Genomic DNA, 16,092 nt, shown 5'->3' with positions numbered 1-16,092 from the left:
TCTTCTGGTGCTGGTATTTGAATGATGAATGATAAAGATCTATCCACTTGGCAGACGTTTCGTCGCCTCTGGCCAATGATCTCTCCTTTTAAGACCGGTCTTGCGGTTGCGGCGGTAGCATTAGTCCTTAATGCCGCCAGTGACACCTTTATGTTGTCATTATTGAAACCATTATTGGACGATGGTTTTGGTAAAGCGAACAGCTCAATTTTAAAATGGATGCCTCTGGCCGTGATCGGCTTGATGGTGGTTCGTGGTATTACCGGTTTTATTTCGAGCTATTGCATTTCATGGGTCTCCGGCAAAGTTGTGATGCATATCCGTCGTAGGTTATTTAGACATATGATGGGAATGCCAGTTTCCTTTTTTGACCAGCAATCTACCGGGACGCTGTTGTCACGCATAACCTATGACTCAGAGCAAGTCGCGGCATCTTCTTCCGGCGCATTGGTAACCGTCGTGCGAGAAGGTGCTTCAATTATCGGCTTGTTTATCATGATGTTTTATTACAGCTGGCAATTGTCGCTGATTTTAATCGTCATCGCGCCCATCGTTTCAATTTCTATCAGATTAGTTTCTAAGCGTTTTCGAAATATCAGTAAAAATATGCAAAGCACTATGGGTGAAGTTACCACCAGTGCAGAGCAAATGCTGAAAGGGCATAAAGAAGTTTTGATCTTTGGTGGCCAGAAAGTTGAAACCGAGCGCTTTGAGGCAGTGAGTAATCGCATGCGTCAACAGGGGATGAAACTGGTTTCTGCCTCTTCCATTTCAGATCCCATTATTCAGTTAATTGCCTCATTTGCCTTGGCATTTGTGCTCTATGCTGCCAGCTTCCCAAGTGTGATGGAAACGCTGACTGCCGGTACTATTACTGTCGTATTCTCCGCCATGATTGCTTTGATGCGCCCATTGAAATCATTGACTAATGTGAATGCGCAGTTCCAGCGCGGTATGGCAGCTTGCCAAACGTTATTCACTATTCTGGATATGGAACAGGAAAAAGACGAAGGCAAATTGGACGTTGATCGCGCGAAAGGTGACATAGAATTCCGCCATGTGACGTTTTACTATCCGGGCAAAGATATCCCTGCACTGAACGATATCAATATGCATATTGAGGCAGGTAAAACCGTGGCATTGGTCGGGCGTTCGGGTTCAGGTAAGTCAACTATCGCCAACTTACTCACCCGTTTTTACGATGTAAGTGAAGGCAGCATATTAATGGATGGCCATGACTTGCGCGAATATCGACTGGGTGCCTTACGTAATCAGGTGGCGTTGGTCTCGCAAAATGTTCATCTGTTTAATGACACCGTTGCTAATAACATCGCTTATGCTCGCGATGAGCATTACAGCCGGGCCCAAATTGAAGAAGCTGCCCGAATGGCGTACGCCATGGACTTTATTAATAAAATGGAAAATGGCCTGGACACTGTTATTGGTGAAAATGGCGTAATGCTTTCTGGTGGCCAACGTCAGCGTATTGCTATTGCGCGTGCTTTATTGCGAGATTGCCCAATATTGATTCTGGATGAAGCAACCTCGGCACTGGATACTGAATCTGAGCGGGCTATTCAAGCAGCTTTGGATCAGTTGCAGAAAAACCGGACTTCACTGGTTATTGCCCATCGTTTGTCTACCATTGAAAAAGCGGATGAGATCCTGGTGATTGAAGATGGGCGAATTGTCGAACGCGGTGTCCACGCAGAATTACTGGCGAAAAAGGGCGCTTATGCCCAACTTAACCGTATGCAGTTTGGCCAATGATTGAGCGTATTTGGTCTGGAAAGTCGTGGCTGTATTTACTGCTGCTGCCACTGTCTTGGCTATATGGCGCAATAACTTGGCTAATTCGTGCCAGCTATACTTTGGGGTTGCGCTCAGCCTGGCGCGCCCCAGTGCCCGTTATTATTGTTGGTAATCTTACTGCTGGTGGTAATGGCAAAACGCCGGTTGTTATTTGGCTAGTAGAACAGTTACAACGCCAGGGTTACCGTGTTGGTGTTGTGTCCCGTGGTTATGGCGGTAAGTCTGATGTATATCCGCTGCTACTCACCGATAAGATAACCACAGCTCAGGCCGGTGATGAACCCGTGCTTATTTTTCAGCGAACAGGCACGCCAGTTGCGGTTTCGCCAAAACGTTCTGAAGCAGTAAAAGCTTTACTGGCATGTCATGAACTGGATTTCATCATTACAGATGACGGTTTACAACATTATGCCTTGCAGCGCGATTTTGAGTTGGTCGTCATTGATGGTGTTCGACGTTTTGGTAATGGTTGGTGGCTACCCGCGGGGCCAATGCGGGAGCGAGCAGGGCGATTAGGTTCTGTAGACGCAGTGATTACCAATGGGGGCATCGCCGCAGTTGGCGAGATACCCATGCAATTGGTGGCACGAGATGCAGTTAATTTGGTTACGGGCGAACGCTTGCCCGCACAGCAATTACAACATGTTGTTGCCATGGCGGGAATTGGCCATCCCCCGCGTTTTTTTGCTACGTTGAAGACGTTGGGTATTGAGCCTAAAAATGAATATGCCTTTGCAGATCATCAGGATTATTCGTTAGCACAACTTAGCCCACTCACTTCAGAGCGACAAACTTTGCTGATGACCGAAAAAGATGCCGTGAAGTGCCGAGCTTTTGCTCAGCCTAATTGGTGGTATTTACCGGTAGATGCCGATTTTCCCGCCGTTCAGGCTGAACAATTGTTAGTTAAAATTCAGGCGCTATCCCGCCATAAACCATAATTTAATTTATAAACTCAGTGATGCAAGCTTAAGGGCTTGAGCGCAGGCGGCGAGTGAGCGCTGCTGAGTTTCTTCATACAGTTGCAATTCATCAATAACCTCCGTGCCCAAATCCCGCTGAAAATCCTGTTGGCTGGAATGTCCGGTAAAATGACTTTGTCCCTTATCCCCTAAATTTGACTGAAAAATACCGGCGGCACTGACCGGCAAAAAATCCTCATATACTAATGGTTCATACTGAATGAATCCGGCGCTAATCAGTTCATCTAATGTGAATTCTTGCACTGAGGCAGCCGCAATATTGAGGCTTTTCTCGGTGGGGAAATAACGGAAAAAAGCGAGTTTTTCACTGCGCATTGCCGAGAAATTATCAGGGAACTGGTCAAACTGCTTACTGAGAATCGCCCTATATTGCGCGGCATTATTCTCATTCGCCGGAACCTGCAATTCATCCTGGGCGGCCTGCAACAACCGGTCATAAAGATTACGGCCTTTTGCGGTAAGTGCCGCACCCCGCTGTTCAATTTCCCCGAAACGGGCGGTGTGATGGCCGTGAACTATTTGCCCATCGGTTGATACAAACGCAACTTTTTCTTCCAATGCTTTGAAACTGGTTTGCCGCAGCAGTATTGGGCAATGGCGTGGTGGTGGCCCTTCGATAACTGCTTTGGGGGTAATATTATGCGCTGGCATTGCGGTTTGTACGGCGTCGATATCTAATGTTCGCGGTGTTAGGTGATTAATATGAGGGCCTTTGAAGGCGACTACATCCGCAATTAATCTATGGCTATCATGCAGTTGCTGATAAACCTCGGCACTGACTGTCGCCTGATTATGCCAGCGAAATGTCTCCAAAGCCTGAGTGATAAACTCAGCGGCCTCATGCTCGGTTAGCCCGCCAGCAGTTTCATGCTGGACAATTAACGCGATAGCCTGCGGGGTAAAAATATTCCTTTTGGCAAGAATATCAGCCGCTTGCTTTCTTAGCTCGGGTTGTGCAATTAACTCCAGACGCAATAATGAGGTGAAAACTCTGAAAGGGCATATTTGCAACGAGGTTTCATGTATTGCGCGAAATGCGGTGGAATGCACCGGTACCCCAGCGGGGGCCAAATCATAATATCCCACTGGAATCATGCCCATGACTGCAAATAAACGGCGTAAGGTGGCCAATTCGGCGGCAGTTCCCACGCGGATAGCACCATGCCGTTCCATATTTAGTCGATCAATTTCGCCCGTTTGACGTAAATGGCGAGCCAATTCTGGTGATTTTTCGATGCTGTGGTAGTTAATTTCGGCAACTAATTGCAATAAAGCCCCATAAAGTGGGACTTCGGCCTGATACATATCCGACATCGCACTGGAGAATCTGGCGCGGATTTCATCGGGATGGACAAATTGCTGGCGAGTCATAATCAGGTTGCTCCTGTTAGCCAGAACGGGCGAGTAATAAGGCCTAAATAGCCGAGTAATTGAGTGTATGGAATAGGTATATTCAGTTGTTATTTTAGATTGATATCAATAAATTTGCGGGTAACCAGTGGGGAATATTGGTTTTTTATGCACAATATCTCATTGATGCTGTTATTTAATGCTTATCTGTGGATAAAAAGATTGCATGGTAATATGTTTTATGAGTAAATAGCCGCTGGCCTGTGATACAGACCTATTTATGTGTAAGAGTGTACGAGAGTAAAGCCAAGCAGTTCCTCCCAAAACGTTATCATTTGATGCCGCTTCAAAGACGAACCTTCTAGTATCTCCGATAAGTAACTCCCATAAGTAATGTTTCTGATGCAGACCCGCTATGCTTGATAGCGAAGATTGCCTTATGGCAGATTTATTTGTATTTGATAGTAAAGGTAAAAGTTATGTCTAAGAAGACGGGGCAAGTTAAGTGGTTCAACGAAGCTAAAGGTTTTGGTTTTATTGAACAACATGATGGCGGTAAAGATGTGTTTGTTCACTTCTCCGCAATCGCAACCGATGGTTTCAAAACTTTGGCTGAAGGCCAGCGTGTTGAGTACACCATCCAAGACAGTCCGCGCGGGCCGGCTGCTGCAAACGTTATTGCTCTGTAATTTAGCAAAATAATGTTTGAATTATCTTGAAAAATGATGATGTCGATAGAGTAATCATCTATCCGGATAGCAAAATTTCAAAACCCGCACTGATGCGGGTTTTTTCATAAAATCAAGCTCATAGAGGTTTAATCAGAAAACTTTAGGATGGGCAACTGCATCTAAACAATAAATAAAAATGAGTTGTTAGGATGCCCAGTAAAAGGAAATTTATTATGACGTTAAAAATGGGTCGTGTGAAATGGTTCAACCAATCTGAAGGTTACGGTTTCATTTCTCCACACGATGGTAGTTTGGATGTGTATGTTAATAAGACTGCAATTGCCAACACCAAAAATAAATCACTGAGTGAAGGGCAGGACGTTGAATTTTCTACTTATCGTAGTATTTACGGGCCGTCAGCAGCAGATGTGATCGCTTTCTAAGCAAACGGCTACCCTAGGGTAGCCGTTAGTTTTTTGCCTCTGTTCGACAAATTTATTGTCGCCGGGCGATTTTGCAGGTGCTTCTATTTGTATTTCTGTTGCTTAGTTGCTGAAGTTAGCAAACAGCGCAATAATTTTATGGAATACTTTCATTTCTTACTCGATTTACATAATTGTGTGATATCAGTCACGAAATGATACTCCTCGATATTCAACATATCAATAACAAAACTAACATTCCCCACTCCGATCCTCGGGTGTATTTACTTATGTTTATGCTGATTAACATAATTATTTATTATCAGTTGCGGATATAAATGACGATATCGATGCAGTTAACCTGCATCGGCGGATATGGTATCCTCGACAACTTTCCTGCTGGCTAAACTCCATTCTGGAGGATGTATGGACCACCGTTTACTCGAAATCGTTGCCTGCCCGGTCTGCAACGGTAAGTTGTACTTCAATAAAGAAAACCTTGAGCTGGTATGTAAAGCTGACAATCTGGCTTATCCGGTGCGCGATGGAATTCCGGTATTGTTAGAGAACGAAGCCCGTCCACTGTCAATTGATGAGAAGCACGCATGAGTTTTATCGCTATCATTCCCGCCCGCTATGCTTCAACCCGTTTACCCGGTAAACCCCTGGCCGATATTGCAGGGAAGCCGATGGTTGTGCATGTGATGGAGCGCGCGTTGGCGTCAGGTGCTTCCCGAGTGATTGTGGCAACCGACCATCCACAAGTGGTGGCAGCCGTAGAGGCCGCAGGGGGCGAAGTTTGTCTGACTCGTGCGGATCACCAGTCCGGTACTGAGCGGTTAGCAGAAGTCATTCAGCATTATGGTTTCGCCGATGATGAGATTATCGTCAATGTGCAAGGTGACGAGCCGTTAGTGCCCCCGGTGATTATCCGTCAGGTGGCAGATAATCTGGCTGCATCTAGTGCCGGTATGGCGACATTAGCCGTGCCAATTGAAAGCAGCGAAGAAGCTTTTAATCCAAACGCGGTTAAAGTGGTGATGGATGCTCAGGGTTATGCGCTGTATTTCTCGCGAGCCGCCATTCCGTGGGACAGAGAACGTTTTGCTCAGTCCAAAGAAACCATTGGTGATTGTTTCTTACGTCATATTGGTATTTATGCTTATCGCGCAGGTTTTATTCGCCGTTATGTTAATTGGGCACCGAGTAAACTTGAGCAAATAGAGTTATTAGAACAGCTTCGCGTGTTGTGGTACGGTGAAAAAATTCATGTTGCAGTGGCAAAAGCCGTACCTGCAGTTGGGGTTGATACCCAAGAAGATTTAGAGCGGGTTAGGGCTATTATGCTCAGCCAGTAATAATTATTATATTTATACGCCAGACTCGCCCGGGCCTGGCGTACCCTTCTTTTTTATTCCATCCCATTTTTGCGCTGATTGTTTAATTTTTATTCTTAATGTTATTTGATCTGTGTTCTGGAAATATCCGGCTTGGCATCCCATTATAAAGAACTTACTTCGTCAGATAATCGGATAGTCTTTTATGGAACAGCTAAAAGCTGAGTTGAGTGTGGTACTCGGGGAATCTATTACCCGTCTTGAGCGCATCAGCGAGCAGCCTTATGCCCACCTATATGCGATGTATAACCAGCAGGGACAAGCCATCCCACTGTTGGCGAAGAGTTATGTCTGTCAGGGAATAGCACAGCAGGAGGCTTACAAACTATCAATGCTGTCGCGCGAAGGTGATATCCGCTTGCCGACCGTATATGGTTTGGTTATGACTCACCAATCCCCGTATAAAGAAATTCTATTGATGGAGCGCTTACGTGGCGTTTCAGTAGAAGCACCCACTCGGACAGGTGAGCGCTGGAATGCGCTGATGGATCAAATAGTTGAAGGTGTATTAGCCTGGCACCGAATTGATAGCCACGGCTGTGTCGGTAATGTGGATAGCACACAGGAAAATGATTGGTTTAGTTGGTATCAGCAACGGGTTGAAGTGCTGTGGGCTACCTTATCTAATCTCAATTCACCGGTAATGACACTGGAAGATCGCGCCGTGCTTTATCGCGCCAGAGCATCCTTAAATGCACTTTTCGCCGATTTTGACGACAGTTCGGTGCTGGTTCATGGCAATCTCACTTTGCGCAGTATGCTAAAAGATCCGCGTAGCGACCAGTTGTTGGGTATGCTTAATCCTGGCCCTATATTATGGGCACCGCGTGAGTATGATTTATTCCGCCTTAGTGAAGAGGGGATGCCGAGCCAGCTATTTTATCGCTATCTCACTAAAGCACCGGTTTCTGAATCCTTTGTCGCCCGCCGCTGGCTTTATACCCTGTGGGAGCTGGTTTCACGTTTTATTCACACCGGTAATTTGGATCGTGTTTTATTTAGCCACGCGACTCAGCAACTCTTACCCTGGTTAGATTAATATTCTTATCTTGCCACCGCGCTATTTCCTGATGGAAATGACTTATTCGTCATTTTTGTTCGCGGTTAATTTTTGCCACATCAGCCCCAAAGTTTCATACCAGGAGCGTTCGGAATGCCCTAAGTAAACGGCTGCCGGAATGGCTCGCTCCCAGCTTTGCAAAGGCGTGGTAATGGCGAGCTGATTGGCCGGTGCCGGGATAGGATTTAGCCCCTTAGCGACAAAAAAATTCATCGCTCGTGGTAAATGATTGGCAGAAGTCACCAACAAAAAGGGTTTATCACCGACTAAGTTGGCCACCGCAGCCGCTTCTTCAATGGTATCTTTGGGCTGGTCTAAGGCAATAATATCTTCCGCTGGAACACCTAAACTTTCAGCAACTTGTGCCGCTGTTTTTGCACTGCTTTGGTTGTGGGGCGCAGCACCGCCAGTAAACACCAACTTCGCGTTAGGATGAGCGCGATACAATCTAATCCCCTCAGTGACCCGTGGTAAACTATTTGCAAATAAATTAGCACTGGGTGCCCAATTCGGATTAAACGTGTAGCCGCCACCAAGGACAACAATGTAATCTACCGGGTCGTTTCCCTGATAAGTTGCATACTGTTTTTCCAGCGGCAATAACAGGCGATCCGCAACAGGTTGCAGGCTAATAAGCAATAATATCAGCCAACTTAATGCAAAAAGCGTTTTGCCGCTTTTCTGCCAGCGAGTAAACCACAATAAGATTAATGCCAGCGCCATTATGATGAGCACCAAGGGCAGTGGCATTAATAAACCGCCAACAAACTTTTTTAGGGTGAAAAGCATAAAATCAGAGACCTTTTGGCTGAAAAAACGGCATTTGACAATGATTACGGGCCAAGAAGATTTATTCTAAGTCAGGCTGTGCCAAAATAGCAGGTTGGTAGTCATACTTTTTGCTGTAGCCATTGATTTGCGAGTCTCTATCAAGGCCGGTAAATCAATAGTTATAGATGTAGCCCAAGTACGAAGGGTGTCAATGGCGGAGCAATTGTCCATGCAGGATCGTAATTTCGATGATATTGCCGAGAAGTTCTCCCGCAATATCTACGGCACGACAAAGGGAATGATTCGTCAGGCGGTCGTTTGGCAAGATATCACCGAGCTATTAGCGCAGTTACCGCAACGCCCACTGCGAATTTTAGATGCGGGGGGGGTGAGGGGCAAATGGCTTGCCAATTGGCCGCATTAGGCCATCAGGTTCTCTTATGTGACCTTTCCGCTGAGATGATCCAGCGAGCCAAAGTTGCGGCACACGAAAAAGGTGTGAGCCACAACATGCAATTTGTACAAAGTGCAGCACAGGACATCACCCAACATTTAGAACAGCCCGTTGATCTGATATTGTTCCATGCGGTTTTAGAATGGATTGCAGAGCCTCAAGAAGTTCTGCAAATACTTTTTAATGCATTAAATCCCGGAGGCGCACTTTCATTGATGTTTTTCAATGCCAATGGGCTGGTGATGCGCAATGCGGTATTAGGTAACTTTCAGTTAGCTATCCCCGGTGTCAAAAGGCGTCGGCAGCGCTCGTTGTCACCGCAATACCCTTTAGACCCGCCGACGGTATACAGTTGGCTTGAGCAAATGGGGTTATCCATTAGCGGTAAGACGGGAGTCCGGGTGTTTCACGATTATATGAAAAATAAACAGCAACAAGTCGATGAGTTTGCTGAATTATTGGCGTTGGAACAGCGCTATTGCCGGCAGGAGCCTTTTATCAGCTTGGGGCGCTACGTGCATGTCATGGCGTTTAAGCCGAATCTGAAGGACCCATTATGAGTGAATTTTCCCAGACAGTACCCGAACTGGTCGCCTGGGCGCGAAAAAATGACTTTTCGATTACTCTGCCAACGGAGCGTCTGGCCTTTCTTATGGCGATTGCCACCTTAAACGGTGAGCGGCTGGATGGCGAAATGAGCGAAGGGGAGTTGATCGATGCATTTCGTCATGTCAGCAAAGGTTTTGAACAGACCACTGAAACCGTGGCGGTGCGTGCCAATAATGCTATCAATGACATGGTGCGCCAGCGTTTACTGAACCGCTTTACCAGTGAGCTGGCTGACGGTAATGCTATTTACCGCCTGACTCCATTGGGCATTGGCATCACAGATTATTATATTCGCCAGCGCGAGTTTTCCACTCTGCGGTTGTCGATGCAATTGTCGGTTGTGGCACAAGAGCTGCACCGGGCGGCACAAGCGGCAGAAGAGGGCGGTGACGAATTTCACTGGCACCGGAACGTATTTGCCCCGCTCAAATATTCAGTTGCTGAAATCTTTGACAGCATCGATTTGACACAGCGCTTGATGGATGAACAGCAGCATAGCGTGAAAGAAGATATCGCGGCGCTGCTGAACCAGGACTGGCGTGCGGCTATTGCCAGTTGTGAAATGTTGCTGTCAGAAACCTCCGGTACGCTTCGAGAACTACAAGACACGTTGGAAGCGGCGGGTGATAAACTTCAGGCGAATTTATTGCGCATTCAGGAAGCCACCATCGGTAATGCCGGCCTTGAACTGGTTGATAAGCTAGTCTTTGATTTACAAAATAAACTTGACCGTATTATCAGTTGGGGGCAGCAGGCCATCGACTTGTGGATTGGTTATGACCGCCACGTCCACAAGTTTATTCGTACTGCAATTGATATGGATAAAAACCGAGTATTTGCCCAACGGTTACGTCAGTCAGTACAGAACTATTTTGATAATCCTTGGGCTCTCACCTACGCCAATGCTGATCGCTTGCTGGATATGCGCGATGAAGAACTGACGCTGCGTAGTGAAGAAGTTACAGGGGAATTGCCACCGGATTTGGAATTCGAAGAATTCAATGAAATCCGTGAGCAGTTGGCCGCCATGATCGAGCAGGCATTGCTGGTCTATAGAGAGCAAAAATTGCCGCTTAATTTGGGGGAAGTGATGCGCGATTACCTCGTGCAATATCCGCGTGCTCGTCATTTCGACGTGGCTCGTATCCTGGTCGACCAGGCAGTTCGCCTTGGTGTGGCCGAAGCCGATTTCTCAGGATTACCAGCTGAATGGTTGGCAATCAATGATTACGGAGCCAAGGTGCAGGCACATGTCATCAACAAATATTGAAGTAGTAATGCCGGTTAAACTGGCTCAGGCATTGGCCAACTCATTGTTTCCGGCACTCGATAGCCAGCTTCGTTCTGGCCGTCATATCGGTATTGATGAGCTGGATAATCATGCTTTCCTGATGGACTTTCAGGAACAACTTGAAGAGTTTTATACCCGCTATAACGTAGAATTAATCCGCGCACCGGAAGGTTTCTTCTATCTGCGCCCGCGCTCTACCACCTTTATCCCGCGCTCGGTGTTATCTGAGTTGGATATGATGGTCGGCAAAATTCTTTGTTATTTGTATCTCAGCCCCGAGCGTTTGGCCCATGAAGGTATTTTTGCCCAGCATGAGTTATACGAAGAGCTACTGAGTCTGGCCGATGAGAGCAAATTGCTGAAGTTCGTTAACCAGCGCTCGACCGGTTCAGATTTGGATAAGCAAAAGTTGCAGGAAAAAGTGAGAACCTCACTTAACCGGCTGCGCCGCTTGGGTATGATTTACTTTATGGGCAACGACAGCAGCAAGTTTCGTATCACTGAGGCGGTATTCCGCTTTGGTGCCGATGTACGCAGTGGCGATGACCCGCGCGAAGCCCAGCTACGCATGATTCGTGATGGCGAAGCCATGGCGGTAGAGAATAGTCTGTCACTCCATGATGAAAGCGATGAAGCCGATATCACTATGGGAAATGCAACGGACAGTGCAGAGGATGAACAGGAATGATTGAACGCGGTAAATTTCGCTCATTGACCCTAGTTAACTGGAATGGTTTCTTTGCCCGGACATTCGATCTTGATGAGTTGGTCACCACATTATCCGGTGGCAATGGTGCCGGTAAATCGACTGCTATGGCGGCTTTCGTCACCGCATTGATCCCCGACCTGACACTGCTGCATTTTCGTAACACCACCGAAGCTGGGGCAACCAGTGGTTCCCGTGATAAAGGTTTGCACGGTAAATTGCGTGCTGGCGTGTGTTATTCAACCTTAGATGTGGTCAACTCGCGCCACCAACGGGTGGTTGTCGGGGTGCGCCTGCAACAAGTTGCTGGCCGTGATCGTAAAGTTGATATTAAGCCTTTTACTATTCAAGGCCTGCCAACCGCCATTCAGCCGACCGAGATCCTCACCGAAGTGGTGGGGGAGCGCCAGGCGCGCGTGTTGTCATTGCAAGAGCTGAAAGATCGCGTTGAAGCCATGGAAGGGGTGCAGTTCAAGCAATTTAACTCCATCACCGATTATCACTCCTTAATGTTTGATTTAGGTGTGATTCCTAAACGTTTACGTTCTTCTTCCGATCGCAGCAAATTCTATCGTCTGATTGAAGCCTCCTTGTATGGCGGTATCTCCAGCGCCATTACCCGCTCACTGCGCGATTATTTATTGCCAGAAAACAGCGGGGTGCGGAAAGCTTTCCAGGATATGGAAGCCGCGTTACGCGAAAACCGCATGACGCTCGAGGCTATCCGAGTTACCCAATCTGACCGTGACCTATTTAAGCATTTGATTTCAGAAGCAACTTCTTATGTTGCAGCTGACTATATGCGCCATGCCAATGAGCGTCGTATTCATCTTGATAATGCCTTGGTATTGCGCCGCGATTTGCTGACGAGCCGTAAGCAGCTGGTTACCGAGCAATATCGACATGTGGAAATGTCCCGTGAACTTGCTGAGCAAAGTGGGGCGGAATCTGATCTTGAAACCGACTACCAGGCGGCCAGTGATCATCTGAGTTTGGTTCAGACGGCGATGCGCCAGCAGGAAAAAATAGAGCGTTATCAAAGCGATTTGGAAGAGCTGACTTACCGGCTGGAAGAGCAAAATGAAGTTGTTGCCGAGTCAAGTGAGCAGCAAGCTGATAACGAAGCTCGTGCCGAGGCGGCCGAGCTGGAAGTGGATGAACTGAAAAGCCAGCTGGCCGATTATCAGCAAGCACTGGATGTGCAGCAGACCCGCGCCATTCAATATCAGCAAGCCTTACAGGCGCTGGAACGTGCGCGCGCGCTGTGTCAGTTGCCAGAATTAACCGCAGATAACGCCGAAGATTGGCTGGAAACTTTCCAGGCCAAAGAACAAGAAGCCACCGAATCATTACTGCAGCTTGAACAAAAATTGAGTGTCGCCGATGCGGCACACAGCCAATTCGAACAAGCTTATCAACTGGTGGTGACCATTGCCGGTCAGGTCAGTCGTAGTGAGGCCTGGCAAACGGCCCGTGAATTATTACGTGATTGGCCTTCTCAGCAGCATTTGGCCGAACGGGTTCAACCATTGCGCATGCGCCTGTCTGAACTGGAACAGCGTTTGCGCGCCCAGCAAGATGCCGAACGTTTGTTGCAGGAATTTTGCAAACGCCAAGGGCAGGCTTATCAACCAGAAGAGCTGGAAGAATTGCAGCGCGAGCTGGAATCACAGGTTGAAGAGCTTTCGCTGAGTGTTAGTGATGCCGGTGAACGGCGCATGGAAATGCGTCAGGAACTGGAACAACTGAAACAGAAAATTCAGGAACTGACCGCGCGTGCTCCGGTTTGGCTGGCCGCGCAGGATGCTTTAAGCCAACTCAGTGAGCAAAGTGGTGAGACGCTGGAAGACAGCCGCCAAGTGACTGAGTACATGCAACAGTTGCTGGAGCGCGAACGTGAAACCACCGTCGAGCGCGATGAAGTGGCAGCGACCAAACGTGGTATTGATGCACAAATCGAGCGTTTGAGCCAACCAAGCGGGGCTGAAGATGCGCGGATGATAGCATTGGCGGAACGTTTTGGTGGTGTGCTGTTGTCTGAAATTTATGACGATGTCACCATTGATGATGCGCCCTATTTTTCCGCATTATACGGCCCATCACGCCACGGCATTGTGGTGCCAGACTTGTCATTGGTGCGTGAGCAACTGCTAGGGCTGGAAGATTGCCCAGAAGATCTGTATCTCATCGAGGGGGATCCGCAGTCATTTGATGACAGCGTATTTGCCGTCGAAGAGCATGAAAAAGCGGTGGTAGTGAAAATTGCCGATCGCCAATGGCGTTATTCCCGCTATCCAGAAGTGCCACTGTTTGGGCGTGCTGCCCGTGAAAACCGGCTGGAATCGCTGTATCAAGAGCGCGACAGTTTGGCCGAGCGCTATGCGACCTTGTCATTTGATGTGCAAAAAACTCAGCGCTTGCATCAAGCATTCAGCCGTTTTATTGGTTCGCATCTGGCCGTCGCATTTGATTCAGATCCCGAAGCAGAAATGCGTTTGCTGAATACGCGCCGTGGTGAAATTGAGCGCGCTCTAAATGCGCATGAAGACCAAAATCAACAGCAACGTCAGCAATTTGAACAGGCAAAAGAGGGGATTTCAGCCCTTAACCGACTGATTCCACTGGTCTCTTTGCTTCTTGACGACACGTTGACTGACCGTGTCGAAGAAATCACCGAAGAGCTGGCGGAAGCTCAAGACGCGGCACGTCATATTCAGAAACACGGTGCTGCGCTGACCAAACTTGAGCCTCTCTTGGCGGTACTGCAAAGTGATCCACAGCAACACGAACAGTTGCAGGAAAACTACCAACTGGCACAGAACAGCCAGCGCCAGGCTAAGCAGCAAGCTTTTGCCTTGATTGAAGTGGTGCAGCGCCGTGCCCACTTTAGCTATACCGACTCTGCCGGTATGTTGACTGAAAACTCGGATCTTAACGATAAACTGCGCCAGCGTTTAGAGCAGGCCGAGGCTGAACGAACCCGTGCCCGTGAGCAATTGCGTCAATATCAGGCGCAATTTACCCAGTACAATCAGGTGTTGGCTTCACTTAAAAGTTCTTATGATGCCAAGCGCGACATGCTCAAGGAATTGAGCCAGGAGCTGGTGGATATTGGTGTTCAAGCGGATGCCAATGCAGAAGCCCGCGCCCGCACACGTCGTGATGAATTGCACGCGGCATTGAGTACCAACCGTTCACGACGTAATCAGTTGGAAAAACAGCTGACTTTCTGTGAAGCCGAGATGGACAGCTTGCAAAAGAAATTGCGTAAGTTGGAGCGGGATTATCACCAAGTCCGCGAGCAAGTCGTTAATGCTAAAGCCGGTTGGTGTGCGGTAATGCGGATGGTGAAAGACAATGGCGTTGAGCGCCGTTTGCATCGCCGCGAGCTGGCTTATATGGATGGCGATGAGCTGCGCTCAATGTCGGATAAGGCCTTGGGGGCATTGCGTCTGGCGGTGGCTGATAATGAACATTTGCGCGATGTGCTGCGATTGTCAGAAGATCCAAAACGGCCGGAACGCAAGATTCAGTTCTATATTGCGGTGTATCAACATCTGCGTGAACGTATCCGTCAGGATATTATCCGTACTGATGACCCGGTCGAAGCCATTGAACAAATGGAAATTGAACTGGGCCGCCTGACGGAAGAGTTGACCGCCCGTGAGCAGAAGTTGGCAATCAGTTCTAAAAGTGTGTCGAATATCATCCGTAAAACCATTCAGCGCGAACAAAATCGTATCCGGATGCTGAATCAGGGGTTGCAAGCTGTTTCCTTCGGGCAGGTGAAAAGTGTGCGGCTGAATGTGAATATGCGCGAAGCCCATGCAACCTTGCTCGATGTGTTATCCGAACAGCAAGAGCAGCATCAGGATTTGTTCAACAGTAACCGCCTGACCTTCTCAGAAGCGCTGGCAAAACTGTATCAGCGCTTGAATCCGCAAATGGATATGGGGCAACGGTTACCGCAAACCATCGGCGAAGAGCTACTTGATTACCGTAATTATTTAGAGCTGGAAGTGGAAGTTTATCGCGGTGCAGATGGTTGGTTGCGAGCCGAAAGTGGTGCATTGTCAACCGGTGAAGCTATTGGTACCGGGATGTCTATTCTGGTGATGGTTGTGCAGAGTTGGGAAGAGGAATCACGGCGTTTACGCGGCAAAGATATTTCGCCTTGCCGTTTATTATTCCTTGATGAAGCGGCCCGTCTGGATGCGAAGTCTATCGCAACATTATTTGAGCTGTGCGAACGGCTGGAAATGCAATTAATTATTGCAGCGCCAGAAAATATCAGTCCAGAAAAAGGGACAACCTATAAGCTGGTGAGAAAAGTGTTCCAAAATCATGAGCATGTACACGTAGTTGGTCTGCGCGGTTTTGCAAATGAAATTCCGACATTGCCCTCAATGCCGCTGGAACAACAACCTGGTTAATTATCATTCAGTAAGAACGGAATAATAATTAATTACACTAAATGGCCGCGAATGCGGTCATTTTTATTTGTTGCAACATCTGAGGGTTATATTTTATAAGCAGATGAAATCTGTTAGCGTAAGGTAAATGGTT

12 protein-coding genes and 1 pseudogene are annotated in these 16,092 nt (G+C 47.7%); 11 read left to right on the top strand and 2 right to left on the bottom strand.

Going from position 1 to position 16,092, the window contains the following annotated elements; translation table 11 throughout:
- Window positions 1-21: 21 nt before the first annotated feature.
- Together msbA and lpxK are read left to right on the top strand one after the other, a co-directional pair.
- A complete protein-coding gene (msbA, locus tag YROHD0001_RS15080) occupies window positions 22-1,770 on the top strand; it encodes a lipid A ABC transporter ATP-binding protein/permease MsbA (protein WP_032816008.1) in 1,749 nt (582 codons plus the stop codon).
- Entirely contained in the window at window positions 1,767-2,753 is a 987-nt protein-coding gene (gene lpxK, locus YROHD0001_RS15085) for a tetraacyldisaccharide 4'-kinase (protein WP_032816007.1), read from the top strand. Before msbA ends, lpxK begins: the two co-directional genes overlap by 4 nt.
- A gap of 6 nt (window positions 2,754-2,759) precedes the next feature.
- Here the strand turns inward: lpxK and hglS are convergent, their stop codons facing one another.
- Window positions 2,760-4,166, bottom strand: coding sequence for a 2-oxoadipate dioxygenase/decarboxylase HglS (hglS, locus tag YROHD0001_RS15090; RefSeq protein ID WP_004713320.1), 1,407 nt, complete (start codon window positions 4,164-4,166; stop codon window positions 2,760-2,762).
- Between the two features lie 458 nt (window positions 4,167-4,624).
- On the opposite strand from hglS, the gene cspE reads away from it, so the two are divergent.
- The 5 genes from cspE (at window position 4,625) to YROHD0001_RS15105 (ending at window position 7,674) form a co-directional block, all read left to right on the top strand.
- Complete coding sequence (cspE, locus tag YROHD0001_RS15095; protein WP_004713318.1) at window positions 4,625-4,834, top strand: transcription antiterminator/RNA stability regulator CspE; 210 nt, start codon at window positions 4,625-4,627, stop codon at window positions 4,832-4,834.
- Window positions 4,835-5,049: 215 nt separating this feature from the next.
- The gene (locus YROHD0001_RS0117250) at window positions 5,050-5,259 is read left to right on the top strand and encodes a cold-shock protein (RefSeq protein WP_032816006.1); all 210 of its coding nucleotides are present in this window, start codon (window positions 5,050-5,052) and stop codon (window positions 5,257-5,259) included.
- Window positions 5,260-5,664: 405 nt separating this feature from the next.
- Window positions 5,665-5,847, top strand: coding sequence for a Trm112 family protein (locus YROHD0001_RS0117245; protein ID WP_004700032.1), 183 nt, complete (start codon window positions 5,665-5,667; stop codon window positions 5,845-5,847).
- The gene (gene kdsB / locus YROHD0001_RS15100; RefSeq protein WP_004713316.1) at window positions 5,844-6,596 is read left to right on the top strand and encodes a 3-deoxy-manno-octulosonate cytidylyltransferase; all 753 of its coding nucleotides are present in this window, start codon (window positions 5,844-5,846) and stop codon (window positions 6,594-6,596) included. Before YROHD0001_RS0117245 ends, kdsB begins: the two co-directional genes overlap by 4 nt.
- 184 nt (window positions 6,597-6,780) lie before the next feature.
- Entirely contained in the window at window positions 6,781-7,674 is an 894-nt protein-coding gene (locus tag YROHD0001_RS15105) for a YcbJ family phosphotransferase (protein ID WP_004713315.1), read from the top strand.
- A gap of 42 nt (window positions 7,675-7,716) precedes the next feature.
- On the opposite strand, the gene elyC is transcribed toward YROHD0001_RS15105, so the two are convergent.
- Window positions 7,717-8,484, bottom strand: coding sequence for an envelope biogenesis factor ElyC (gene elyC / locus YROHD0001_RS15110; RefSeq protein ID WP_004713314.1), 768 nt, complete (start codon window positions 8,482-8,484; stop codon window positions 7,717-7,719).
- Between the two features lie 211 nt (window positions 8,485-8,695).
- Between elyC and cmoM the strand changes: the two are divergent.
- The 4 genes and pseudogenes from cmoM (at window position 8,696) to mukB (ending at window position 15,959) form a co-directional block, all read left to right on the top strand.
- A pseudogene (gene cmoM / locus YROHD0001_RS19240) lies at window positions 8,696-9,480 on the top strand (tRNA uridine 5-oxyacetic acid(34) methyltransferase CmoM).
- Window positions 9,477-10,799, top strand: coding sequence for a chromosome partition protein MukF (gene mukF / locus YROHD0001_RS15115; RefSeq protein WP_032816004.1), 1,323 nt, complete (start codon window positions 9,477-9,479; stop codon window positions 10,797-10,799). The pseudogene cmoM and the gene mukF overlap by 4 nt, the downstream one beginning before the upstream one ends.
- Window positions 10,780-11,508: a chromosome partition protein MukE gene (gene mukE, locus YROHD0001_RS15120; RefSeq protein WP_032816003.1), complete on the top strand. Its 729-nt coding sequence runs from the start codon at window positions 10,780-10,782 to the stop codon at window positions 11,506-11,508. Before mukF ends, mukE begins: the two co-directional genes overlap by 20 nt.
- Window positions 11,505-15,959 carry a chromosome partition protein MukB gene (gene mukB, locus YROHD0001_RS15125; protein ID WP_032816002.1) on the top strand — a complete coding sequence of 1,485 codons (4,455 nt, stop codon included), beginning with the start codon at window positions 11,505-11,507 and terminating at the stop codon, window positions 15,957-15,959. The genes mukE and mukB overlap by 4 nt, the downstream gene beginning before the upstream one ends.
- The last annotated feature ends 133 nt before the right edge of the window (window positions 15,960-16,092 follow it).

The organism is Yersinia rohdei ATCC 43380 (assembly GCF_000173775.1).
Lineage (GTDB): Bacteria > Pseudomonadota > Gammaproteobacteria > Enterobacterales > Enterobacteriaceae > Yersinia > Yersinia rohdei.
Note: the sequence above shows the minus strand (reverse complement) of the source record. Positions and strands in the feature narration are given on the sequence as shown.